This window comes from Undibacterium sp. Ji49W, assembly GCF_049340205.1.
Classification (GTDB): Bacteria; Pseudomonadota; Gammaproteobacteria; order Burkholderiales; family Burkholderiaceae_D; genus Undibacterium.
The window spans coordinates 211,300-235,994 of sequence record NZ_JBMPOW010000005.1; the positions used below are offsets into that span (position 1 = coordinate 211,300).

20 protein-coding genes are annotated in these 24,695 nt (G+C 52.8%); 12 read left to right on the forward strand and 8 right to left on the reverse strand.

Annotated elements, in window-relative coordinates:
- Positions 1-55: 55 nt before the first annotated feature.
- On the reverse strand, positions 56-1,585 hold the full coding sequence (locus tag ACO0LK_RS08140) for a peptide MFS transporter (protein ID WP_422973939.1): 1,530 nt from the start codon (positions 1,583-1,585) through the stop codon (positions 56-58).
- Positions 1,586-2,073: 488 nt separating this feature from the next.
- On the opposite strand from ACO0LK_RS08140, the gene ACO0LK_RS08145 reads away from it, so the two are divergent.
- The 8 genes from ACO0LK_RS08145 (at position 2,074) to ACO0LK_RS08180 (ending at position 11,360) form a co-directional block, all read left to right on the forward strand.
- On the forward strand, positions 2,074-3,402 hold the full coding sequence (locus ACO0LK_RS08145) for a M16 family metallopeptidase (RefSeq protein ID WP_422973941.1): 1,329 nt from the start codon (positions 2,074-2,076) through the stop codon (positions 3,400-3,402).
- 4 nt (positions 3,403-3,406) lie between these two features.
- Positions 3,407-4,816 (forward strand): M16 family metallopeptidase, encoded by a 1,410-nt coding sequence (locus tag ACO0LK_RS08150; protein WP_422973943.1) that lies wholly within the window; start codon positions 3,407-3,409, stop codon positions 4,814-4,816.
- Between the two features lie 149 nt (positions 4,817-4,965).
- The gene (locus tag ACO0LK_RS08155) at positions 4,966-7,428 is read left to right on the forward strand and encodes a prolyl oligopeptidase family serine peptidase (protein ID WP_422973945.1); all 2,463 of its coding nucleotides are present in this window, start codon (positions 4,966-4,968) and stop codon (positions 7,426-7,428) included.
- A 154-nt stretch (positions 7,429-7,582) separates the two neighbouring features.
- Positions 7,583-8,014: an ANTAR domain-containing response regulator gene (locus tag ACO0LK_RS08160; RefSeq protein ID WP_422973947.1), complete on the forward strand. Its 432-nt coding sequence runs from the start codon at positions 7,583-7,585 to the stop codon at positions 8,012-8,014.
- A gap of 154 nt (positions 8,015-8,168) precedes the next feature.
- Positions 8,169-9,527, forward strand: a complete 1,359-nt coding sequence (locus ACO0LK_RS08165) for a sensor histidine kinase (RefSeq protein ID WP_422973949.1) — start codon at positions 8,169-8,171, stop codon at positions 9,525-9,527.
- A gap of 22 nt (positions 9,528-9,549) precedes the next feature.
- A complete protein-coding gene (locus ACO0LK_RS08170; RefSeq protein ID WP_186945906.1) occupies positions 9,550-10,305 on the forward strand; it encodes a LytR/AlgR family response regulator transcription factor in 756 nt (251 codons plus the stop codon).
- An 8-nt stretch (positions 10,306-10,313) separates the two neighbouring features.
- Complete coding sequence (locus tag ACO0LK_RS08175; protein ID WP_422973952.1) at positions 10,314-10,529, forward strand: hypothetical protein; 216 nt, start codon at positions 10,314-10,316, stop codon at positions 10,527-10,529.
- 21 nt (positions 10,530-10,550) lie between these two features.
- Positions 10,551-11,360, forward strand: a complete 810-nt coding sequence (locus ACO0LK_RS08180; protein WP_422973954.1) for a TatD family hydrolase — start codon at positions 10,551-10,553, stop codon at positions 11,358-11,360.
- Positions 11,361-11,373: 13 nt separating this feature from the next.
- On the opposite strand, the gene ACO0LK_RS08185 is transcribed toward ACO0LK_RS08180, so the two are convergent.
- Together ACO0LK_RS08185 and ACO0LK_RS08190 are read right to left on the reverse strand one after the other, a co-directional pair.
- The gene (locus ACO0LK_RS08185; RefSeq protein ID WP_422973956.1) at positions 11,374-11,949 is read right to left on the reverse strand and encodes a hypothetical protein; all 576 of its coding nucleotides are present in this window, start codon (positions 11,947-11,949) and stop codon (positions 11,374-11,376) included.
- Between the two features lie 153 nt (positions 11,950-12,102).
- Complete coding sequence (locus ACO0LK_RS08190; protein WP_422973958.1) at positions 12,103-13,836, reverse strand: rhamnogalacturonan lyase B N-terminal domain-containing protein; 1,734 nt, start codon at positions 13,834-13,836, stop codon at positions 12,103-12,105.
- Between the two features lie 695 nt (positions 13,837-14,531).
- On the opposite strand from ACO0LK_RS08190, the gene ACO0LK_RS08195 reads away from it, so the two are divergent.
- On the forward strand, positions 14,532-15,404 hold the full coding sequence (locus tag ACO0LK_RS08195; RefSeq protein WP_422973960.1) for a DMT family transporter: 873 nt from the start codon (positions 14,532-14,534) through the stop codon (positions 15,402-15,404).
- A gap of 57 nt (positions 15,405-15,461) precedes the next feature.
- Here the strand turns inward: ACO0LK_RS08195 and ACO0LK_RS08200 are convergent, their stop codons facing one another.
- Complete coding sequence (locus ACO0LK_RS08200; RefSeq protein ID WP_422973962.1) at positions 15,462-17,456, reverse strand: CocE/NonD family hydrolase; 1,995 nt, start codon at positions 17,454-17,456, stop codon at positions 15,462-15,464.
- A 93-nt stretch (positions 17,457-17,549) separates the two neighbouring features.
- A complete protein-coding gene (locus tag ACO0LK_RS08205; RefSeq protein ID WP_422973964.1) occupies positions 17,550-18,212 on the reverse strand; it encodes a GGDEF domain-containing protein in 663 nt (220 codons plus the stop codon).
- Between the two features lie 76 nt (positions 18,213-18,288).
- Between ACO0LK_RS08205 and ACO0LK_RS08210 the strand changes: the two genes are divergently transcribed.
- The 3 genes from ACO0LK_RS08210 (at position 18,289) to ACO0LK_RS08220 (ending at position 21,921) form a co-directional block, all read left to right on the forward strand.
- Positions 18,289-19,206 (forward strand): 1-aminocyclopropane-1-carboxylate deaminase/D-cysteine desulfhydrase, encoded by a 918-nt coding sequence (locus ACO0LK_RS08210; RefSeq protein ID WP_422973966.1) that lies wholly within the window; start codon positions 18,289-18,291, stop codon positions 19,204-19,206.
- 32 nt (positions 19,207-19,238) lie between these two features.
- Positions 19,239-20,060 carry a substrate-binding periplasmic protein gene (locus ACO0LK_RS08215; RefSeq protein ID WP_422973968.1) on the forward strand — a complete coding sequence of 274 codons (822 nt, stop codon included), beginning with the start codon at positions 19,239-19,241 and terminating at the stop codon, positions 20,058-20,060.
- A 91-nt stretch (positions 20,061-20,151) separates the two neighbouring features.
- The gene (locus ACO0LK_RS08220; RefSeq protein ID WP_422973970.1) at positions 20,152-21,921 is read left to right on the forward strand and encodes an ABC transporter substrate-binding protein; all 1,770 of its coding nucleotides are present in this window, start codon (positions 20,152-20,154) and stop codon (positions 21,919-21,921) included.
- A gap of 9 nt (positions 21,922-21,930) precedes the next feature.
- Here the strand turns inward: ACO0LK_RS08220 and ACO0LK_RS08225 are convergent, their stop codons facing one another.
- The 3 genes from ACO0LK_RS08225 to ACO0LK_RS08235 form a co-directional block, all read right to left on the reverse strand.
- On the reverse strand, positions 21,931-22,236 hold the full coding sequence (locus ACO0LK_RS08225) for an NIPSNAP family protein (RefSeq protein WP_422973972.1): 306 nt from the start codon (positions 22,234-22,236) through the stop codon (positions 21,931-21,933).
- A gap of 112 nt (positions 22,237-22,348) precedes the next feature.
- Entirely contained in the window at positions 22,349-23,458 is a 1,110-nt protein-coding gene (locus tag ACO0LK_RS08230; RefSeq protein WP_422973974.1) for an HAF repeat-containing protein, read from the reverse strand.
- Positions 23,459-23,607: 149 nt separating this feature from the next.
- Complete coding sequence (locus ACO0LK_RS08235; RefSeq protein WP_422973976.1) at positions 23,608-24,690, reverse strand: TIGR00266 family protein; 1,083 nt, start codon at positions 24,688-24,690, stop codon at positions 23,608-23,610.
- Positions 24,691-24,695: the final 5 nt, after the last annotated feature.

The following is a 24,695-nucleotide window of genomic DNA, read 5'->3' on the forward strand; positions in this document are numbered from 1 at the left end:
AAAAAAATCCCCGTGCAATGGATCATGGCACGGGGTTTTTTTATGCACAGGCAGTTTAGTGAATGCCGTGCATTTTCTTTTTCATCCATTTGTCGAGCAACATCAGTACGACGCCTGCTGCGATCGGGATCAGTGTAAAGATCAGGAAGAAGATGGACATCGAATAATGCTTGGAGATGTCGTCGATATAACTGCCGCTGAAGCCTGCCAGTTTATTGGCAATGGCAGTGTTCAGGAACCAGACACCAAACATCAGGCCGAGCAGACGTGGCGGTGCCAGCTTGCTGATATACGACAGGCCGACTGGTGATACACAGAGTTCACCCATGGTATGGAAGAAGTAGGCAGCGATCAGGAAAATCATGCTGACACTCGCTGTTTTGGCACCGGCAGGGATGCTGGCAGAACCGTAAGACAGCGCTGCAAAACCCAGGCCCAGCAAGATCAGGCCAACCCCAAATTTGACCGGGCCGCTAGGGTTCCAGTATTTTTCCCACATCTTGGAAAACATCGGTGCCAGGATCACCAGGAAAAAAGAATTCAGTACACCAAACCAGGTCGCAGGTACGCTCGACTGGTCGAGTGCAAATTCACGACGCAGCATCCAGATCACCAGTGCCCAGATCAAGCCTATGCAAAGCAGCAGCAAGGCATTCGACAGCAGGTAGCGCTTTGCCGTGCCGGCAAACAGTTTCAGCAATAGCCAGGACAGGATGATGGTCGGAATGACGGTCATCAGGCTGTTGACGATTTTAAATGCCATGCCGCTGGTACCAACCAGTGCACGGTCGGTGTAGTCAGCTGCAAAAATCGTCATCGAGCCACCGGCCTGCTCAAACGCAAACCAGAAAAAGATGGTGAAAAAAGAGAATACGCAAATGGCTACCAGACGGTCAGACACGATGTGGGGTGCGGCTTCTTCTGCCACCACAGCATCTACTTTTTGTTGTGACTTGGCCAGACCGATATCACCAAAGATGCCCTGGCCAAAATAGAACTGGATCGCACCCAGTATCATGAAGGCACCGGCCAGACCAAAGCCCATGGGCCAGGATATTTTTTCACCGATGTAACCGCACAACAGGATACCGAAGAAAGCACCGGAGTTGACGCCCATGTAGAACAGGGTGTAACCACCATCACGGCCACCTTCATTGTCCTTGGTATACAACTGACCAACGATGGCAGAGATATTTGGTTTGAACAAACCGGTGCCGGCGACTACCAGACCCAGGCCGGTGTAGAAGGTTGCCGGTGTATCAAACAGCAGGCAGGCATGACCGGCGGCAATGATGAAACCACCCAGCACGACAGAGCGACGGCTGCCCAGTAACTGATCGGCGATATAACCACCCAGGATAGGGGTCAGGTACACCAGGCCGGTGTACCAGCCATACAGGGCGGTGGCATCCGCACGGCTCCAGCCCCAGCCGCCCTTGTCGACGGTGGTGACCAGAAACAGTACCAGCAGGGCGCGCATGCCGTAATAAGAAAACCGTTCCCACATTTCTGTGAAGAACAGCACAAACAGGCTATCCGGATGTCCCAGAATAGTGTGTGCGGCTGGCGTTTGAATTTTGTTCAAAGTGCTCTCCAGTGTTTATTTTGTATTAAAAGTAATTTATGTCGCAAAATTTTTTTCATTGTGTATCATTAAATGATATGAATTGATTCAATTCGGCGCGTAGCTTACCACGACAAAAAGGCCAAATAAAAAGACATATGTCGCACCGCAGCAAAAATTACTGCACAAACATTGTGCAGATATCGTCGTCTGAATATGGCATGATGCATCGTATTTCACTTACATTTGCTTACAGCTGCTTGCAGAATTGGTATTAAAAGAATAATAAATATGTGCTTTGTTGCTGCCTTTTGTCTGGGGCGTAACGAGAGTCAATGGTCGAAATGTGCCGCTGTCTTGATACTGTGTACTTGTGCCGAAACCGACCTGCGCGCTGTGTAGTGTGGTTTTGAATCCTGTTACTAAAGCATGAATTGAACCCGGTCTGAGCAGTTTGCAACAGATTTGATGGAATCCGTCCAGGAACAAAGAAACTCAAGGAGAGAACGATGAAGTGGAAAAACCTGATTGCCGCCGGCAGCCTGTGGTGCGGTGTAGTGGGTATGACGGGTATTGCACAGGCGGTAACAGTAGAGCAGGTGAAAACCTTCACGCTGCCCAATGGCATGAAGTTCCTGGTATTGGAGAACACCACCATTCCCAATGCGAATATGTATACCTACTGGAAAGTTGGTTCCCGCAATGAAGTAGCGGGCATCACTGGCCTGTCGCATTTTTTTGAACACATGATGTTCAACGGTTCCAAAAAATTTGGTCCCAAGCAGTTTGACCGCACCATGGAAGCAAACGGTGGTGCCAATAATGCGTATACCAGCAATGATGTGACGGTCTACCAGGACTGGTTTCCTGCCGTGTCGCTGCCGACCATCTTTGATCTGGAAAGTGATCGTATCGCCAATCTGAGCATTGATCCCAAGATGGTGGAAAGCGAACGCGGCGTGGTCTTGTCGGAACGCAGCACCGGGCTGGAAAATTCCAATCTGCGCGCCTTGTGGGGTGAAGTGTATGCCTCGGCTTTTCGCGCCCATCCGTATTCGGTTCCGACGATAGGTCATGAATCCGATATCAAGGCATGGACCCAGGATGATCTGCAAAAGTATTTCAATGTGTATTACTCGCCGAATAATGCCGTGGCTGTCATCGTCGGTGACGTCAAGGCCGACGAAGTAAAGCGTCTGGCTGAACAGTATTTTGCCAATGTACCAAAGCGTGCCTTGCCACCAGCAGTACGTACTGTGGAGCCGGAACAAAAAGGCGAGCGACGCGTGTTTGTGCGCAAGGAATCGGCCACTGCGGCCAACCTGATGATTTCTTACAAAGTGCCAGCCACCAACCACCCTGATTACTATGCACTGAATGTGATCTCCAGCATTCTGACAGACGGCAACACCTCGCGCCTGTATCAGGCACTGGTGGACAAGCGTCTGGCGACACAGGTCGGTTCGGACCAGGGCAAGGCGCTCGATCCTGGCCTGTTCAATTTCTTTGCTGTGGCTGCCAACAAGGTGCCGGCAGCGAAGGTGGAAGAAGCCTTGCTGGCAGAAATAGACCGTCTGATCAAAGATGGCATCAGCGAAGAAGAATTGCAGAAAGTGAAAAACCAGAAGCTGCTGAATTTTTACCGCACGCAAGAAACCATCAATGGCAAAGCCGCGCAACTGGGTGAGTACGAAGTATTTTTCGGTGACTACAAAAAATTATTTGATGCGCCCGAGGCTTATCGCAAGCTGACTGTGGCAGATATCAAAACTGTCGCCGCGAAATATTTCAAAAAATCACAACGTACTGTCGGTGTACTTGCCGCAGTGGAGGAATAAGAAGATGATCAGCAAAAAAATTCTTGCATGCAGTCTGGCCAGCGCCAGTCTCGGCTTGTGTGTTACCAGCAGCAATGCCGCCGATTTTCGTCTGCCTGCGTTTGAAACTGCCAAACTGTCGAATGGTCTGACTATTTATCTGATGGAGCGCCACGACGTACCTCTGATCGCCATGCGGGCCGTGGTCAAGGCCGGTGCAGTCAATGATGGCAGCCAGTCCGGCTTATCCAACCTGACCGGTGAAACACTGCTGCTGGGCAGCAGCAAATATGACAAAAAAACGCTGGACCAGAGTTTTGATTTTCGGGGTGGCAAGATCTCCAGTACCACCAGTGCCGAAGCGACGGCGCTGACGGCAGAATTTGCCAGGGACGATGCCGCTACCTTGATGCCCATCATCGCCGATGCCTTGCAGCATCCCGGCTTCAACGAAGAAGAATTTGGCAAATTGCGTGCACGTACTGTCGATGGCTTGAAGCAGGCCAAGGAAAGTCCGCGCAATGTGGTGCAAAATTACTACCGCAGCATGCTGTTTGGTAATGCAGCGTATGCCAATCCGGTGGCGGGTTCGGTCAACAGCGTGACAGCCTTGCAGACCCAGGATGCGCGCAGTTTTCATAAAAATTATTATCGTCCAGATAATGCTGCCCTGATCGTGGTGGGTGACTTCAAGCCTGCTGCCATGCGTGCGCAGCTGGAAACACTGTTTGGCAAATGGCAGTCGGCAGGAACTTTGCCGGCAACCGCAGCCAAGGGCAAAGTACAGGCTGACAAGGCCAGGGTCTGGCTGGTGAACAAGTCTGATGCGGCTGAAACCACCTTCCTGTTTGGCGGTGCCGGTATCGCCCGCAATGATCCGGACTATGTGCCTTTGCAGGTCATCAACACCATACTTGGTGGTCGTTTTACGTCATGGCTGAATGATGAGTTACGTGTCAATTCTGGGCTGACCTATGGTGCCAGCAGCAGTTTTTTCACACTGACGGATACCGGTACTTTTGCCGTATCGAGCTTTACCGCTACCCCCAAAACCGAAGCGGCACTGGCATTGGCGACCAAAACCTATCAGCGCCTGTGGGACAAGGGTATCGATGCTGCCACCCTGGAATCTGCCAAGGCCTATGTCAAGGGGCAATTCCCGCCGCGCTTTGAAACCAACCTGCAACTGGCCGGTTTGTTAAGTGATATGTATGTTTCTAAAGTCGGTCGTGAACAGATTGATAATTTCACGCGGGATGTTGATGGTCTGAACCCGGAAAAAGCAAAACAATTAGTGGACAAACATTTTCCACGCGATAAACTGCAAATCTTACTGATAGGCAAAGCAGAAAGCATACGCAGCATCGCTGCCAGCTATGGTGAAGTCAGTGAGCTGGATATTACGGCGAATGGTTTTGCCCCTGTCGCCAAATGAGTTGTAGTCGTTATTTGCAATAGAACCATGTTTTAAAACCAGTAAATAAAAACCGCCCCTGTGTAAGGGGCGGTCGTTTTTTTAACAGCCAATAACATGTCTTCATGTTAAGCCTGTAGTATCAAAATCAGAGACCAGGACCGTTTTCTATGTTTCGTTTCAAACCCTTGTTTTTCCTTGCCACACTTAGCCTGGTGGCAGCTTCTTCCAGTCAGGTAGTTGCCGCTACTGCCAATGAATCAGGATATCAGTTACCGCCGCCAGAATTGCAGGCCGTGGTGGATGCGCCCAGGGGGCCGGTTTTCCGCCTCGGACCGCAGCGCAAGACGGCTTTGTTGCTGAACCTGCCGGGCCTGCCCAGTATTGCCGATGTGTCCCAGCCAGAATTGAAGCTGGCTGGCCTGCGTATCAATCCACGTACCCGTGCAGCCAGCCATTTTGATTTTGGCAATGGCATGAGCCTGCTGGATGTCACCACCGGCAAGCTGCGTGAAGTCACTGGCCTGCCGGCCAAGGTCAAGATTGCAGAAACTGCCTGGTCGCCAGATGAACACTGGCTGGCTTTCAGCATATGGGTAGATAACGGTGTGGAACTGTGGCTCATGGATGTCAGGACGGCGGCAGTGCGTCGCCTGATGGCAGACAAGCTTAATGCGATCACAGGACCGGGGTTCTCCTGGATAGAAGGCTCGGACAAATTGCTGGTCAGGCTCCTGCCTTTGCATCAGAAAGAACTGGCAGCCTCCAGCTTTGTTCCAAGCGGGCCGAATACGCAAGAAAGCAAGGGTGGCAAGGCCAGCCAGAACCGTACTTATCCCGACATGCTGAAGACCCCGCGTGACAGCGATGTGCTGGACTGGCAATTGCAGACGCAACTTGGTTTTGTCAATGTCAGGGGCGAGCTGCATCGCATAGGCAATGCCATGACGCTGATTAAATCCCTGGCTTCGCCGGATGGCAAACTGATTTTGACCACGCAATTGCGTCGTCCGTATTCGACCATGTTGCCTATGGATCGCTTTGGCCAATTGATAGAAATTTGGGACAACCAGGGCAAGAAAGTAAAAACAATCGCAGAACGCCCGATGCGTGAGCGCTTGCCAACCGGAATGGATGCCGTGCAGGCAGGGCCACGCGATTTTGGCTGGCGCCACGACAAACCTGCCACCCTGTATTGGCTGGAAGCACAAGCCGGCGGTGATCCGGAAGTGAATAGCAAGGTGCACGATGCCCTGTTCCAGCAGGCAGCACCTTTCGATGGACAGGCCCAGAAAATCATGGACCTGGCCTGGCGCTTTGGCAGTGTGCAATGGGGCAACGATAACCTGGCACTGGTCACCGAAAACTGGGCGAAGACCAAGGATACCCGCACCTGGCGTGTACAGCCAGGCGTAGCCGACAGCAAGCCGGAACTCTTGTTCAGCCGTAAATACGAAGATCAGTATGCCAACCCCGGCGCGCCCGTGATGACGCAAAATGCCATGGGTCGCCAGGTATTGCGTACCACGCCGGACGGCAAGGCCATCTTCCTGACGGGCACGGGTGCCAGCCCTGAAGGTGATCGACCTTTCCTGGATAAATTTGATCTTGCCAGCAAACAGGCGAACCGTCTGTGGCGTTCGCAAGCACCGTATTATGAAGAAGTGCTGGGTTTGCTGAATGACAAGGGTAGCAGTTTTGTCACCAGCCGCGAAGCGAATGAAGAAAGGCCGAATTTCTACCTGCATGACCTGAGCAGCAATGCCGCACCGCGTGCGCTGACCCAGTTCCCGCACCCCATGCCACAGTTCAAGGGCGTGAAGCGGCAGCAAATCCGTTACGAACGTGAAGACGGTGTTGACCTGACGGCCACCCTTTACCTGCCACCTGGCTATGATCCGAAACGTGACGGCCCGCGCCCCATGATCATGTGGGCATACCCGCGTGAATTCAAAACGGCAGAGGCTGCCAGCCAGGTCATCGGTTCACCCTACAAGTTCAACCGCATTTCCTACAATGGCCCACATGCCATGCTGGCACGCGGTTATACCGTGCTGGATGGCCCAACCATGCCCATCATCGGTGAAGGCAAGAAAGAGCCGAATGATACCTACCTGGAACAGTTGAAGATGGATGCCGAGGCAGCGGTGGACGAAGTGGTGCGCCTGGGTGTGGCAGACCGTAACCGCATTGCCATCGGTGGTCATAGTTATGGTGCCTTCATGACGGCCAACCTGCTGGCGCATACCCGTCTGTTCCGTGCCGGTATTGCCCGCTCGGGTGCGTATAACCGCAGCCTGACACCGTTTGGTTTCCAGTCCGAAGACCGGAATTACTGGAAGGCCAACAAGGTCTACCAGGACATGTCGCCATTCAATTTTGCTAACCAGTTCAAGGACCCCATCCTCTTCATCCACGGCGAGCAGGATAATAATCCGGGTACTTTCCCCATGCAGAGTGAACGCATGTACCAGGCCATACAGGGGCTGGGTGGCGTCACCCGTTTGTCCATGCTGCCGAATGAAAGCCATAGCTACCGCGCCCGTGAATCCATACTCCACATGTTGTGGGAACAGGATCGCTGGCTGGAAACCTATGTCAAGAATGCCAAGCCGGACAGCAGCAGGGATTAATGAGCAACATTGAGCGGCAACATTGAGTGACAGTATTAAGCCGCAGACGTCTCAAATGTTAAAAAAGGCAGCAGATTCGCAAGATCTGCTGCCTTTTGCACATGAACTTAATGTTTTGCATTAATATGCAGACATACTATTTACACGGTTTCCCATGCTTAAAGCCGTCATTCTCGACGCTAACGCCGTCGCCCGCAATTTACTCGCCTCTGTCCTGGTGAACGGTGGTCACGAGGTGGTGGGAGACGCCAACCTCAGCCCGGCCAGTCTGGCACGCATCATCAAACTCAAACCCCAGGTCATCTGTGTTGATGTCGGTGAAGCTGATACCGAGGGCCTGGCACTGCTGGACAAGCTGCGCGCCGATTTGCCCAAAACCCTGTTGTTTCTGGTGTCGTCCAAAATCGATGCAGCCACCTTGCAGGCAGCCCAGCAACGCGGCGTACATGGCTTTATCGTCAAACCTTTCAATTCGGTCGCAGTCCTGACGTCCATACGCAATACCATATTGCGCATTGCCAAACAGCAAAGACCTGCCGTAGCTGAGGGAGAGGCGGAAGGCCAGGGCGAAACCGACGGCGGCTGAGCTCTCCCTGTTGAGTTTGTTCTCACTTGGTTTATGCCCACTTAGTTTATCCCCATAAAATCAGGTTTCATCCCTTGTCCGTGGGTTTTATCGCATCATTTCTATTCCAGGTTTCCCGGTTCTAGACTAAGCAAAACTTGATCGGGGAATAGCGATGTCTTTTTCTAATACCATGTCCAAACAATTGCATACTTCAGAACAACTGCTGCCATCCGAAGTGACGGCACGCAGCGAAACCTGGCTGACCCGTGCCCGCAATTATCCGGTGTTTTCTCGCACCTGGTTCCGTTACCGCGCCCAGGCATGGATAGGTTTTTTTGCCATTATTGATCTGCTGGTCCTGGTGATTGGCTGGTTGGCGGACGCAAATATGCGCAAGACCCTGGCGGTCTTCATCCCCCTTACCCTGGGCAGTACTGCCCTGCACCTGCTGGGGCCAGCCATGGCGGTCTGGGTCAGGAGCCGGGCATATACGGGCAAGAAGGAAGTCATCGCCCTGCTGTCAGCCTTGTTGCTGGGGGCGGCATGTAGTTATGGTGTGCTTTCTGGCGTCAACTATGCAACCCAATACCTGGTGCAGGGCAGTCCAGGTGTGGAATTGGCGGTCATTGGTTCTGTCAGTACCAGACAAAAAAATACAAAGGATGCAACGGGCCGGCCAGCTGCTGTCACCGCGCAGGCGAGTGTTGCCGAAACTGCTGAGCGACCTGCGGATAGCAAGGAAATCGACAGCAAATTGGAACACACCCCAACGCTGAAATTGATTTTGCAGGGATTTTCCCTGCTCGTATCCAGCAGTCTGATCTTTTACACCGGTGGTGCCGTGGATTTCTGGTATTTTTTCCGCCAGAAAAAACGCATGCTGGAAGTCATGCGTCAGCAAGAACTACAGCAGGCACAAGATGCACGTCGTGAGGCAGAACTGCGCCTGTCGGTACTGGCGGCACAGGTAGAACCACATTTTCTGTTCAATACCCTGGCGGGGGTGCGTTCGGCTATCCTGACGGAGCCGCAACGTGCCACGGCGATTGTCGATCATCTGGTCGATTACCTGCGTGCAACCATACCGCAAATGCGTAATGACGGTAGTTCCGCCCAGGCCAGGCTGAAACAGCAACTGGAAGCTGCCAGTGCCTATCTGGGTTTGATGCACGCGCGCATTCCCCGTCTTAGTTACAGTGTGAACAGCGAGGTGAACGATGCCGCCCTGCCACCGCTGATGCTGATTTCATTGGTGGAGAACGCCGTCAAGCATGGAGTGGAACCAAAGATAGGTCCGGTACATATCGCCGTTCATGCCAGACGCATGGAAAAAGAAGGTACACCCATGCTGGAATTGACGGTGGAGGATGACGGTGTCGGCTTTGCCGGTAGCAGTTCCGGGTCTGGCATAGGGCTGGCGAATATCCATGAACGCCTGGCCTCCATGTATGGCGAGCGCGCCAGCCTGGTATTGAAAGCCAGGGCAGAAGGTGGTGTTGCAGCGACCATCCTGTTACCTCTTGAAGCTTGATTTAAATTTAGGAAGTGATTTCATGACCACAGCCATCATCGCCGATGACGAAGATTTGCCCCGCAAGGAATTGCGCCGCATGTTGACCAAAGTATGGCCAGAACTTGAAATACTGGCTGAATGCGAACACGGTGCCGAAGCCCTGGAAGCCATACACCATGAAGCACCCGATATCGCTTTCCTGGATATCCGCATGCCCGGCATGACCGGGCTGGATGTGGCGCATGCGGTCAAGGGGCGCTGTCATGCGGTGTTCACCACGGCCTATGACAGCCACGCCATTGATGCCTTTGCTGCCGGTGCGGTGGATTATCTCCTGAAGCCGATATCCGAAATCCGCCTGCAAGAAGCCGTAGCGCGCCTGAAAGAACGCATCGCCAGCAAGCAGCCGGTGACTGACGTCAGCCAGTTGATGTCAGAACTGGACAAGCGCCTGCGCAGCAACACCGTTGAACGCATACGCTGGATCAGTGCCAGCGTGGGCGATACCATCAAGATGTTCCCGGTAGAAAAAATCCTGTTCTTCAGTTCGGATGAAAAATACACCAGAGTGGTCTGTGCCGACGATGAAGCCCATGTGCGCAAGCCGTTGAAGGAATTGATGGACGGCCTGGACCCGGACATTTTCTGGCAAATTCACCGTGGCGTCGTAGTACGCGCCGATGCGATTACCCGCGCCCACAGAGATGAATTGGGAAAATATACGGTAGAAATCCGTGGCTCGCAAGAAAAGCTCAAGGTCAGTCAGGCGTATGCATGGCGCTTTAAACCAATGTAAATTAGCCTGTGAATTTGGTCTTTGGGTTTGCAAAAATCCCACAACCGGCAAGGAATGGCTTGGCTTTTTCGAGCAAGCAGATTTATGATGGCGCTGGCGTTGAAACCAGCGTCATCATTTTAAATAAAAAGATTTGGATTGATCCAGACAATTTTTCTTCCGCAGTTTCTGCTTCAGAATATCCTCAGTCATCCATGATTGAGCGAGCCTGTACTAATCCATAATAACAATAACAGGAATCTCAAATGCAACAAAAAAATACACTGATCGATATCGGTGCCAACCTCGCACATCATCGTTTTCATGCCGACCTGGATGCCGTCATTGACAGGGCCAGGCAGGCCGGTGTGGAACACATTATCGTCACAGGTACCTCGGAACGTGCAAGCCGTGACGCCCATGCGCTGACACAAACTTATGCCGGCTACCTGAGCAGTACAGCAGGTGTGCATCCGCATGAAGCCAAGAACTGGAACGCCGGTTGCGCCAAAACCATAGAACAACTGGCGGGCAGGCAAGGCGTGGTTGCCATTGGTGAATGTGGGCTTGACTATAACCGCATGTTTTCGACCGAAGCGCAGCAATTGCTCTGCTTTGAAGCGCAATTGCAATTGGCCGTGCGTGTGCAGAAACCAGTGTTCCTGCATGAGCGTGAAGCGCATGATGCGTTTTTTGCGCTGTTGAAACAATACCGCTCACAACTGAAGGGTGCCGTGGTGCACTGCTTTATCGGCAACACGGCAGAAATCCGTGAATACCTGGATCTGGATTGCCACATCGGCGTGACCGGCTGGGTCTGCGATGAACGTCGTGGTGATGATTTGCGTCAGGCGCTCAAGTTCTTGCCGAAAGAAAAGCTGATGATAGAAACGGACGCCCCATTCCTGTTGCCACGTAACTTGCCCGTGAAACCGCAAGAGGGACGGAATGAACCCATGTACTTGCCGGTCGTACTCGAAGCCGTGGCCAGCATTTTTGGCATATCAGCTACGGCACTGGCCCAGCAGGTGCGTCTGAATACCGGGCAGTTTTTTAATCTGCCGTTGGCGGCTTAAAACGCCGTGGCGCTTATGAGGGTTTGCCGGCGTCTTCTACAATGTCTATCGTCACGGCTGGTGCGACGGACGGGCTAGTGGTCCGTAAACTGCGTGACCAGCGCAACAGGCCGATGGCATAGCTAATGTAATAAGCAGCCAGCATGCCAAACAGGAACAGGGTCAGGTGGCTGCCATAAAAATCACCTGGCGGCGCGCTGAAAGACTGTGTCGTGAAATACAGCGCCCCCATGCGCCAGGCAATGCGGCCCAGCAGCAGGACTGACAGGGCAATGCCCAGGTGTGCATTCGGCGTATAGAATTTGCCTGCCGGACTGTTTTCAAATTTGGTCAGACGGTGGCCATAGATGCCCAGGCCGGTACCAACAGCCAGGCCACCCAGCATGATCAGCACGCTACCTTCATGACGCATGGCACCGAACATGACCAGAGCGATCAGCAAGGGGAAAATGCATACCGTGATCAGTGCACGTATGCCGGAATATTTTTGCCTGCCCACCATGCGCCGGATACGCGACACGATACGCCACAGAATAAAAGCGCCAACGGCAACGCCGATCAGCATGGATGAAGGATTGGCAGTGGTCATGGTGGATTTTCTGTCGCGCTTGCAAATGGAAGGTGAAAGGAGAGTGAAAGAATCGAGCTTGAAAGTCTAACATGTTGGTAAATTTGCCTGTACCAGAATGTATCAGGCCAGCGAAAGTACCGCTGGCCTGAAAGGCATTTGCAATGACGAGAGTTATTGCAAGAGATCTACCGCATCATATGAATATCCCGGGCTCAGGTAAGTGGTACCGCTGGAGCCACTGATGGCAGTCAGTGTCAAAGTATTCTCACCCACCACAAATGCAGAGGCAGGGATATTGAAGGTATACATCGTGTTATTGCCACGATAGCTGCCGACGGTCAGGGTACGGCTGGATGGCTGGGTTGATGCAGCAGGGTTGGCAGATACCCAGGCATTCATCTGCGCCTTCGGACGGCCACCCGCATAGGCAGTGGTAATGCCTGCCCGCAGTGTATGGTCGGCAATCTGGCTGGCTGTCAGGTTGAACTTGATGGTGTAAGTGCCATTCACTGCTTTCCACTGATAGGCCGGGAAGTTCGCAGCAGCAGTAGAACTGCCAACCACAAAGGTACCTGGTACCCACGAACTCATGCGCACGTCCGATGGATGCATGGTAGTGACTTTATCGCCATTCAGGAACTCGGCAGGTGAACCATCCCAGTCACCGATGCGCCATATTGCAGCACTGCTGCTGGGGTCGCCGGTAATGGTAATGGCCCCTGCGGTGTACGTACTGCCAGCACTGACAGTGACGCTACGGTTATCCACCGCCAGCTCATTTTTATAGATCTTCATGGTATAGGTGCCAGGGATCATGTTCGGGCTGCTGAACGAACCATCGCTGGCATTTGCCGTGGCCCAGTACTGCGCTGTTGCATTTGAAAAGCCTACCGTATAGCCATAGTTGGTATCGCGGCCATTGATGGCTGTGCCAGCAACCGCACCGCGGGATGACGCAGGCACGTAACCCGTCATACCCATGTTGGCAAACCAGGACGTATCCAGTGCGCCTGGAGGAGTACCACCCGTGAATACCAGCGTATAGGTATTCAGTATGCCGGGGCGATATGCTTCGGTCTGGTTTTCTCCATAGTTGACGATATAGGTGATTTCCTGGTTGGTGGACGTGATCTGGTTCAGCAGGCTGCGGAAGAACGGGCCGCCGGAACCACCTTCATTATTGTCCCTGACCATCCACAGGCCGACGCTGCTGCTGGTACCGCCTATGTAAGACCAGTCTTTCAAGCGCATGTTTGAATAATGCTTGGACCGTGTCTCGCCATTGGCCATGCCGAAGATATCGCTGGATTCGATGGCGCCGGTGGTGTTGCGCAGATCCGATGGCCCCGGGCCGTTGGGCAGCACGCCGACCGGCACGCGTACGATATACCGTACCAGATTGAGCGTGTCGGGTTCGCTGGTGAAGTAGGTGCCCATGTAGATATGCGGGCTGCCATTCTTTGCCAGGTAATAATGGGTCAGATTGCCAGCCTGTACCGTGATGCGGATGTAGTCGGTATTGATGACATCGGCATTTACCGTGACAGCAGAAATACCTGTGTACAGATAATCAAAGCCGCTATTTACCTGTGAGCCACGGGACTGGTCCTGGTATTGCACGCCGTTATAGATCAGCGATGCAATGTCGCCAGCCGACTGGGTGCTGACACCATTGTCCAGACGGCGGATTTTGAACACCAGTCCGGCACCGGTATCCACGGTGTAGAAGTTGGTGTCCGAAGTCAGGCCAAAGCTGCTGGCCGGTGGTGCCTGCACAGGCGGAACCGCCGCTGTCAGCGTGCTTCCTGTTTGTGCGCTTTTGCTACCGTCGCTGCCGCCACAGCCTGCCAGCAGGCCCAGCAATATGCAGCTTAGCCAGAAGCTGCGTAATTTTCCTGTTTTCAATTTTGTCTCCTGTTTTTAATTGGATGAATCTTGTTGTGATTTCTTGTGCTTATTTGTGCTTATTTGTGATTGGGTCCCTGTGTCGCTGTGCAGTTTTCTCCTTTACTTGTGATTGATATGACTTTTGCGACACACCATGCATCGCATGTTGAAGCGCAAATCCTGATAAAGCCTGTGATCGTGCGGTGCGTGGTGTTGCTACCAGTCTTTTCTTGGTCAGTTTTTTTGTGCTCATTTTGGTGCTCATTTTTATGATCAAGCACACACAAGAAAGGCGTTATAAAAAAAACGGATGCAAGCAGCCACCAGGCATCAGCAAGATGTCTGGTAATCTGAAACGTCGGTACAGCCTGATACGATTAGTCTGTCGCAGGCGATCATCATGATCACCTTCAGACTCTGTATTGCGTTGCTGGAAAGCAGTTTTGCTTGTGGCGAGATAGCTGGGGCGATAATGCTTGCGGCGCTACTGCACAAGTCTTTTGTAATGAATTCAGTATTATTTTCTGTGTTCTATGTGTCAATTCAATACGGCAACAGAAGAGGCAAATATTGCAATAAATCATTTTTTTGAGCGATGCAAATTACTCGCATATTCTGCTGCGTTGCACCAGGTTTCCTGCCATGTCCGAAAGCTGCCAGCAGCTTTCTTCACAGTTTGTTAAGCTGCTTGCCTGATTGTTATGGAGTAGCTTATGCGCAGTGCTGATTTATTACGTTTGATTTCCCTGGCGGCTATCTGGGGCGCGTCTTTCCTGTTCATGCGGGTGTTGGCTCCCGTGGTCGGTGTATTGTGGAGTGCCGAAGTCAGGGTTGGCCTGGCCGGTGCTGCTTTGCTGACCATGATGGTGATTACCGGCAGGGCGATGAATTTCCGTAGCAACTGGAAATCTTTCCTGATACTGGGAACGATCAATTCTGCCCTGCCTTTTGCGCTGTATTCATATGCGGCGCTCAGTATTCCCGCCGGGTATTCGGCGATCGTGAATGCCACCAGTCCTTTGTGGGGTGCACTGATGGGTGCTGCGTTTTTAGGCGAACAACTGACCCTGCGCAAGATGGCGGGCATGGCGATAGGGGTGCTTGGTGTCGCCTTCCTGGTGCGGCTGGGGCCAGTGGAATTCAATAGCAAGCTGGTGCTGGCAGTCATGGCCTGTGTCGGGGCGACACTTTGTTATTCCATCGTCGGCATTTATACAAAGAAAAAACTCAGCGGTATGACCGCCATGCAAATGGCCACTGGTTCACAGGTAGGGGCGGCATTTGTCTTATTGCCTTTCCTGCCACTGGCACCGGTCAGGGGTGAGATCACGACAACGATAATCATGGTGGCTATTGCGTTGGCGCTTTTGTGCAGCGCGGTTGCCTACCTGATTTATTTCCGCCTGATGGCGGACCTGGGGCCGACCAAGGCGCTGACGGTGACTTTCCTGATACCGCTGTTTGCCTTGCTGTGGGGTTATCTGTTTTTGCAGGAAAGCATCACGCTCAATACAGCGATAGGTTGTGCGGGCGTGGTACTGGCAACCTGGCTGGTGGTGTTCCAGCCAGCAAAAAAGCTACAGTAAAGTTTCATCCTGATTGGAAATGCCGGTCATGCCTGCCAGAGGCATGACCGGCATTTTTTATTGATCCAGCGCTGGCAAGACTTTCACATGCAGGGCGCTAGGCTGGCTGCTGCTGTGATACACCTTGTGCGTGGCCTTGATGAAGTCGCTGTCTTTGGCTTCATAAATATTCGGCACAAAGCTTTGTGGGTTACGGTCTATGAACGGGAACCAGCTGGACTGTACCTGCACCATGATGCGGTGCCCGCGCTGGAAGGTGTGGAACACATCATTGATACCAAACTTCACCTTGGTGACCTGGTTTGGTACCAGCGGTTTTGCGGTCTCGAAACCATCACGGAAACGGGCACGGAAAGGCTCACCGCGGACCAGGGTTTGCTGATTGCCACGATTGGTCTGTGGATCGGTTTCCAGGTTGGGCGGGTTGACGTCGATGAGCTTGACCACAAAGTCGGCATCCGTGCCAGTCACGCTGACGAATAAATCAGCCGCGAGAGGCCCTGCCAGGGTCACGTCTTTTTCCAGCACTTCACTTTGCCAGGTCAGTACATCCGGGCGACGGGTAGCGAAACGCTGGTCGGCGGCCACGTATTGTTTACTCCAGCTCGTGCCTATCTCGGTGGTATAGGGCACCGGTTTGGCAGGGTCACTGATGTATTCGTCAAACTGTGCATCCTGATTGGCAGGGGCCTTGAAGCTGAGTTTGCCATCGGCCTGGAAATACAGTGCCTGGTCTTTGCTTTCTTTCGGTGGCCACTGCTCAAACCCGCGCCAGCGATTGGCACCGGTTTCAAACATCCAGGCTTCGGGCAATGCCGGTTTGTCGCCGGTTTTCAGGTAGTGTTTGAAAAATGCCAGTTCTATGGGTTGATAGGTTTCCACAGTGCGGTAACCAAAATTCGCATCACCCACTTTGTCACCATCACTGCGGAACCAGCCGCCATGCGTCCAGGGGCCGATCACCAGCGTGTTTTGTATGCCGGGATTCTGTTTTTCTATGGACTTGTAGGTGTTCAGCGGGCCATACAGATCTTCGGTGTCATACCAGCCGCCCACGGTCAGCACGGCTGCCTTGATGTTTTTCAGATGCGGCAAAATATTCCTGCTTTGCCAGAACTGGTCATAGTTGGGATGAGCCGTGATCTCATTCCAGAACGGGATGCCATTTTTAAAGTGGCGGGTATTTGCATTCGCGATCGAACCCAGATCAAGGAAGAACTGATAGCCGTCCGGCGTGCCAAAGTTGAAATTCTTCCAGCCTGTGCTGCCTACAGGTTGTGGTCGTGGCTGACCGAAGCTGTAGAAAAAGCCAAATGCCATTTGCAGGTTGAAGGCACCATTTCTATGCATGTCGTCACCCCGGAACCAGTCCGCAATCGGGGCCTGTGGTGACACTGCCTTCAGGGCCGGGTGGCTGTCTATGGCACCTGCCGAGGTGTAGAAACCAGGATAAGAATTGCCCCATTGCCCAACCTTGCCATTATTGTTGGGCAAATGCTTGATCATCCATTCTATGCTGTCGTAGGTATCTGAACTTTCATCGATATCGCTCACAGCTTTTTTCTGGTCTATGTGCGGACGCATATTGACGAATTCACCTTCCGACATATAAGTGCCGCGTACATCCTGGAAGGCAAAGATGAAGCCGTCTTTTTCATACTCGGCTGTCGGACCCATCTGGGTCTTGTACTGGTCTGCGCCGTAGGGGGCGACCGAATACGGGGTGCGGTTCAGCAGGATGGGATAGCGTTTGTTGTTATTGGCATCATTCGGTACATACACGACGGTGAACAGCAGCTTGCCGTCGCGCATGGGGATACGGTATTCAAACTTGGCGTAATTCTTGCGGATATAGTCCGCTCGCTGTTTGATCTGGTCTGCTTTGTCGTCGGCCAGATTGGCTGCGGTTGTCAGACTGGCGACACTGATGCCACTGGTGGCAGCAGTCGTGGCGGCCACTACAGGTGCAGCCATGCTAGCCAGCACGGCACTTAGGAATAGCGGGACAAGCGCATGCTTGGGCCGCATGCGCTGCAAATCAGACTTGATCATGGTTTTCCCTGGAATTATAAGATTATGAGTAGCTTGGTGCGTTTTTACGCGAACAAGTTCCCTATTCAATGGCTAATCAATGGCTAACAGACCTTAATTGTCCGCATTGGGATCGTAATCTGGCAGGGGAGGCTCAATTTCTGAAATCTGGTTGGCACCCAGGGCACGGGCAGTCACCAGGGCAGAGCCGACCCGTTTCAGCATGCTTTCGGCTGTGTCCTTGTGGGCATTGGTTGTCAGACCGGTAGAAAAACTGACTTTCAGCCCCGGTGCAATGCTTTCCCAATCCACTTGTTCAATACGCAGCTTCAGGCGGGCTATGGCTTTGCGGCTGGCTTCCAGCCAGGTGGTCGGCATGACGATGGCAAATTCATTGGCAGCGACGCGGCCAAAAGAATCCAGGGTGCGCAACATGGTCAGTGCTTCTTTGGATACCCTCTGCAATACCAGCTTTGCCACGGCCTGACCATGCTGCTCCAGTATCTGTTCCAGTCCGTCAATGGCGATGGATGCCAGCGTGAAGGTGTGTCCGGTGCGGAAAGAGCGGGCCAGTTCGTTTTCCAGCATACCCATCAATGAACGGCGATTCAATGCGCCTGTCAGGTGGTCATGCCTGGCCATGCTGTCGAGCTGCGTCAATACCGTTTCCAGCGCAGGCAACAAGTCGGTTTGCTGCTTCTCAGTACGGATTTGCTTGATCAATTGATCCAGTTGCTGTCGTGCATTCAATAAAATTTGCGTATTATCCGGCGGCATGTCCTCTCCAGCGATGATGGTTAGCGCCAGGCGCTACAATCGCACTTTACCATTGACCACCGTATTTCTGCCAAGAATGTTGCCCTCAAATCAAGTCTCCCCCTGCCAGCGTGTCGAAAGCAGACAATTCCCCGGCATGGACTTATGGATCAAGCGTGATGACCTGTTGCATCCCCAGGTGTCGGGCAACAAATTCCGCAAGCTCAAATATCCGTTGCTGGCGGTGCAGGGCAGGGCTGTGCACATTGTGTCAATGGGGGGCATCTGGTCAAATCATTTGCATGCGCTGGCACATGCCTGCGCCATGGCCGGTATGCCCGGTATGACCGGTGTGACTGCGACAGCCCTGATACGAGGGGCAGACGGCATGCAAAGCGCCATGTTGGACGATATCCGCGAGTTGGGCATGCAGGTAAAATTTGTCACGCGTGAAGCGTACCGGCAGTTGCGTAGTGAGCCAGATGCCTGGCGAGCTCATCTGACTATGCCCGAACAAGAAACCCTGTGGCTGCCAGAAGGTGGCAGCAGCGCGCAAGCCTTGCGTGGTGTGGCCGAACTGGTAACAGAGTTGCCTTTCGTTCCCACCCACACGGTTCTGGCCTGTGGCACAGGCGCGACCCTGGCAGGTGTGCTGGCAGGCCTGGCCGGTCGTTCACAGGTCATAGGCGTGGCTGCCATCAGCAATGGCGGATATCTGAAAGATGAGATTGCCCGCCTGCTGAGTGAGGCAGGCTATCCCGACCACCAGAATTATCGTCTGTTGACAGATTTTCATCTGGGCGGTTATGCCCGTGTCACGCCAGAACTGATGGAGTTTTGTACTGATTTCGAAAACGAAACCGGCATCCCGTTGGAGCCTGTGTATACCGGGAAAATGCTGTTTGCACTGCGCCAGTTGTGGCATGATCGCTGTCTGGCGGCAGATGCGCGCGTGCTTGCAATACATACTGGTGGCTTGCAAGGACGGCGTGGATTTGCCTCAATACCGGCATAATACAGGCATGAATGTTTGAAGAAAAAATAATAATGAGACAACAACGGGGACAATATTGGCCAGCCCGTGCCAAACCTGATCGCAAATGCCATCTGTGTCTGGCTGGCACACTGCTGTTTTTCTGTTTGGGCGGCCTGTCTGTTGCCAGTTCTGCGACCGATGTCCAGTTGCGTGTAGCCGTGTATGAAAATCTGGATTACCCGCTCAACATCTTCGACAAAAACCATCAGTTGACTGGTGGCTTGCAAAAGGATTTTACTGACCTGCTTGCAAAAAAACTATCAGCACAGGTCAGTTATGCCGCCTATTCGCGACGCCGCATCGAAAATGCTGTGATACAGGGTGAAGCGGACCTCATGTGTTATTCCAGCCCGGGCTGGTTTGATTTGCCGAAAGAAGTCAGTTGGTCTTTGCCAACTTTTCCCCAGGTGGAAAGAGTGGTGGTGATGGCAGACAAACCTGCCCTTGAAAATTTTCCTCAGCAACTGGAAGGCAAAAAGCTGGCAGTGCAACTGGGCTACCATTATCCACAGATAGGTACACAACTGACAGAAGGAAAAATCAAGCGCGTGGACCTGACCGATGTACCGGGCATGTTTCGTATGCTGAGTCTGAGAGGGGCAGATGCCATGATCAGTTCCGACAGTGAAATCGAAGGCTATTTTAAAAATTATCCCGACAAGCGTGCTTTGTACAAAGTATCTAAAACCGCTTTTGCCATCGTGCATACCCAGTGTGCCTTGTCACATAAGTCTGGCTGGAAAATTGAACAGATCAATGCTGCCATCCAGAGCATGCAGGACAATGGCGATATCGACAAGATCATGCGCCGGTACGGGCTCTCATCCCGCTAGGGTTTGGAATGAGGCCGCCACGCAGATTAAGTTTGAAATTGCGCTGCCATTAGCGGTATCCTGCTGCCTTTACCATTTTCTTCCATAGACGATGAAATCATCCCTGAGTGCCGTGTTGACTGCATTAGTCTGTAGCCTGAGCTTGCCGGCAATGGCGGCAGCCGATCCGAATAAAGTCCTGCATCTGTCGTTTGAAGCTGCCGATGATGGTTTTGATGCCATGCGCACCAATAGCGCCTATTCCAACTGGGTGTCAGATGCCATTTTCGAGGGACTGGTGACCTATGATTATCTGGCACGTCCGGTCAAACTGGTGCCCAACACCATTGTCGCCATGCCTGACATCAGTGATGATGGCAAAACCATGACTTTCCGGCTGAAAAAGGGCATCTATTTCGCACCTGATCCAGCCTTCAAAGGCCAGCGCAGGGAATTGCTGGCCAGTGATTATGCCTATACCTTCAAACGCCTGGTGGACCCGAACAATCGCTCCACGCAGGCGAATATCCTTGAAGGCAAGATCGTTGGTCTGGATGAACTGGTGGCTGCTGCCAAAAAATCCGGCAAGTTCGACTATGACAAGCCAGTTGCCGGGCTGGAAACACCAGACCCGTATACCCTGATCATTCGTTTGAAAGCACAAAACCTTGGCCTGATTTACTACCTTGCCAAACCCATGGGGGGTGCTGTGGCGCGTGAAGTGGTTGAACATTATGGCGAAGCCGTCAACCAGCACCCGGTAGGCACCGGTGCTTATATGCTCAAGCAGTATGTGCCGCGCAGTAAAATCATTCTGGAAGCGAATCCCGAATACCGTGGTTTTGTCTGGGACTTTCAGGGTACCGGCAGTGACTGGGACAAACAAATCATCAAGGATATGAAGGGCAAGCAAATGCCGCAGGTTGGGCTGATAGAGATTGCCATCATAGAAGAAGAGCAGTCACGCTGGCTGGCCTTTGATTCCGGTCAGCTGGACTTTGAAATGCTGGTACCGGCAGCATCCGTCAAATTGCTGGATCAGGGCAAACTGAAGCCGGAATATGAAGCCAAGGGTCTGCGGCTGTATCGTACGGTAGACCCCGGCATCACCCGTACCTTCTTCAATTTCCAGGACCCGACCGTAGGCGGCTATACCAAAGAAAAAATCGCACTGCGACGCGCTATTGCCCTGTCCTTCAACCATCAGGAAGAAATTGATCAGGTCTGGTTCGGGCAAGCCATCAAGGCCAAATCCATGGTGCCGCCTGACGTGGCAGGACATGACAGTACCTATCGCAACAGCAATGCCTACGATCCCAATCTGGCCAACAAGCTGCTGGATAAATTTGGTTATAAACGTGGTGCTGATGGCTTTCGCAGCATGCCCGATGGTTCACCACTGAAATTGCGCATTCATTCCGCCCCCAAGACCAAGGACTATGCCCGCATGGAAGTCTGGAAGCGTTCGCTGGACAAGATAGGCATACGCGCTGAATTTCCGGTAGCCGGTTTTGCCGACAACCTGAAATCCGCTTACCAGTGCAAGCTCATGATGTTTGGCATGGGATATATCGCCGACATCCCGGATGGTATGGATTTCATGGAACTGTATTACGGCAATAACGCCTATCGCGGCAATCATGGCTGCTATAAATCAGCAGCCTTTGATGCCGCCTATGAAAAGGCCCGCATGATGCCGAACGGCCCGGAACGTCAGAAAGTCTTCAACACCATGGAAAGACTGCTGGAAGCCGATACCGTACACAGCCTGGAACTGTGGCGCGTCCGTAACTGGTTGATACAGCCCTGGGTCAAGGGCTATAAGACGCATCCCATCATGCGCGGTGACTGGCGTTTTCTGGATGTGGAAAAGAGCAAGTAAGTCCTCGGACTATTCAAACACGGGTTTGAAAAAGCTGCGTTCATAACTGACGATGCACTTGGTTTCTTCGGCAAACTTGAACGCAGCCTGGCATTCTGCATCGGCCATCATCTGTATGCGGTATTGTTCGTACGTCGCCAGACTGGGAAAGCTGAACAGTGCCAGCGCGACATTATTCGCACCCTCAGAAGGCAGGAAATAACCATGATGCTGGCCACCAAATTTGGTGACCAGTGGTATCCAGAGTTTGCCGTAATGCTCAAACTCTTTCAGTTTGACGGGGTCGATGATGTAGCGGATGTAGCAGGTGATCATGATTGGCTTTGCAAGGTGGGAGATATGGCATGTTACACCTCCTGCGTGTACCTTACCTGCCAGGGCAGCGCCTTATCTTGCTACACGCTATCCCTGGCAGGCATGGATCGGATCAGGCTCCGAAAAACAATCTGTTTTCGAAAAACAAACCCTTCAGGCGTTTGCGGAATATGGCCAGGCCAAGGGCCAGCACTATTACGAGTACATTGAAACCGAGGATTTTAGTGCCGCCCAGATCAACAAAGGGAATGGCATTCGAAGGCATGGTGGCAGCATACAGGCCGCGATCGTAACTTGCGCCTATCACCTGCCCGGTGTTGTTGATGGCATTGGTCAGGTACAGGCTTTTTCCAGAAGGGTGCAGTACCATCTTGTTGTCACGCCAGACGAAGGATAAACGCATATCCAGCGTATCGACCACACCGACCACATGGCCTTCATTGTTGATGCCGGTGGCGAAACTGTCGCCAAAACCTATCTTGTCGCCCAGGTCCACCATTTTGCTGCCGTCATGCACAAAGGCATGCCAGCGCCGGTCTTTGGTTTCCGATGTGCCCACCACTACACCCTTGTCATTGATGGCCGTCGCTGAACTGTAACGACCTCCTATGGTGCCAAGATCCACCATGCCCCGGGTGCTGTCATATAAGAAAGCGTGACGTGAGCCATCGGCTATCATTGCCGTGCCGGTTACTTGCCCCAGGTTATTGATGCCGCTGGCATAGCTGACCTTGCCACCCAGAGTGCCCAGGTCTTTCAATGCTTCGCCGGGTGTGTACAGGAAGGCATGCCAGTCACGGCTGGGGGTATCGGCAAAGCCGACTGCCAGACCGGCATTATTGATTGCAGCACCATAACTGCTGGGGCCTCCCAGCGTGCCCAGCTCTTGCGTGTCATGGTCTCGGCTGCGGATGAATGCGCGCCAGGACTGGTCTTTTTTTGAAGAACCGACTACCTCGCCCTTGTCATTGATGCGCTTGGCCTCACTCTCGGTTTCGCCCGGCAGTTCAAGCTTGATCAGCTTGCCATTTTCAAAAAACACGGCATGCGGCGTGCCATCCTTTTCCTTGATGACAGCAGCAACCTGGCCCGCCGCATTCATGTCATAGGCGATGGATTCGCCATATTGTTTACGTTCTATACCCAGAGAATGACTCGTCGCGGCGGCTTCGCCACCAATCAGGGCCAACAGCAACAAACCACTACGCAATGCATGAGGCATACGAGCATCCTTTCAAAAGGAGTTTTGTGCGGGAGAATTAGCTGATGAATATACAGATGTATTGCTTGATGATAAAGATAAATTATGGCTTCTGTCGTTACCGGCCATCGCGCAGCGTTTCTGATGCGCGATGGGTCGTTGAGTTTGCCTTATTCTTTCGCCGGACGATAGTGGCGCGCCCAGTTTGCAAAGGCGCCGACGCTGCGGGTCTGTATCCACAGCTTGCCTTCACCCTTGAAGCGGCAGACAAAGCCTTCGCCGGAGAAGAACAGGGATTTGTAGCCGCCGACTTTGCTGATGCTGTATTCCAGTCCATCGGTAAAGGCGACTATGTTGCCGGTGTCGACGACATAGCCATCCTTGACGTCGATTTCTATGATGGCACCGTAGCTGTTGAGCCACAGGTCACCTTCGCCGGAAGCACGGATCAGGAACAGGCTTTCGCCAGAAAAGAAACCCTTGGTAAAGCCTTGCCACTTAGTTTCTATGTTGATGCCCGGGGTGCTGGCTACAAAGGCACCGCTTTGCAGGTACAGGGTTTCACCCCGCAGGTACCGGTGGATCAGGTCACCAGGTGTGGCCGGGGCGATGCCGATTTCGCCTGGTCCGTTTTCAGCAGTGAATTCATTGAGGAACAGGTTTTCGCCAGACAGCATGCGCGAGATGCCGCCTTTCATCTTGGTTTTCATGACCAGGTTGGTGTCCATGGTGGCCATGGCACTGGCTTCGACTTTCAGCGTTTTTCCAGCTGGTATGTCAACGGTCAGGAAGCCGAAATCCGGGCTGCCGTCAATTTTAAATTTGAGACCTTCAAAGGTAACAACGGCGGTTGGCTTTGCCGGTTCGATGGCGTTTTGAGCGACAGGCGGCGCTTGTCTGGAAAGAGCAGGTGTTGCGGCATCTGGTACAGCGTTTTCCAGTGCTGCTGGTGCAGGTGCAGGTGCAGGTGCAGGTGTAGGCGCAGGCGCTACAGTTGCGGTAACCTCGCTTGCCACTGCGGTCGCGTCCCGCAGGCTGACCTTCAAGCCAGCTTTTTCTATGGTCAGGCGATATTTTTCTGCGGTGGCCGCATCCAGTCCGCGCTTGATGACACGCGGGGCTGTGTCGAGTAATTGTCTGGCCTGTTCGCTGGAAAGTTTGAACAGCTTTTCTATCGTCGAGCAGGCTTGCTCGACACTGATGCCTTCGGCCAGTTCACCGGTGAGGACGATATCTATATTGGTATTATTCATGGCTG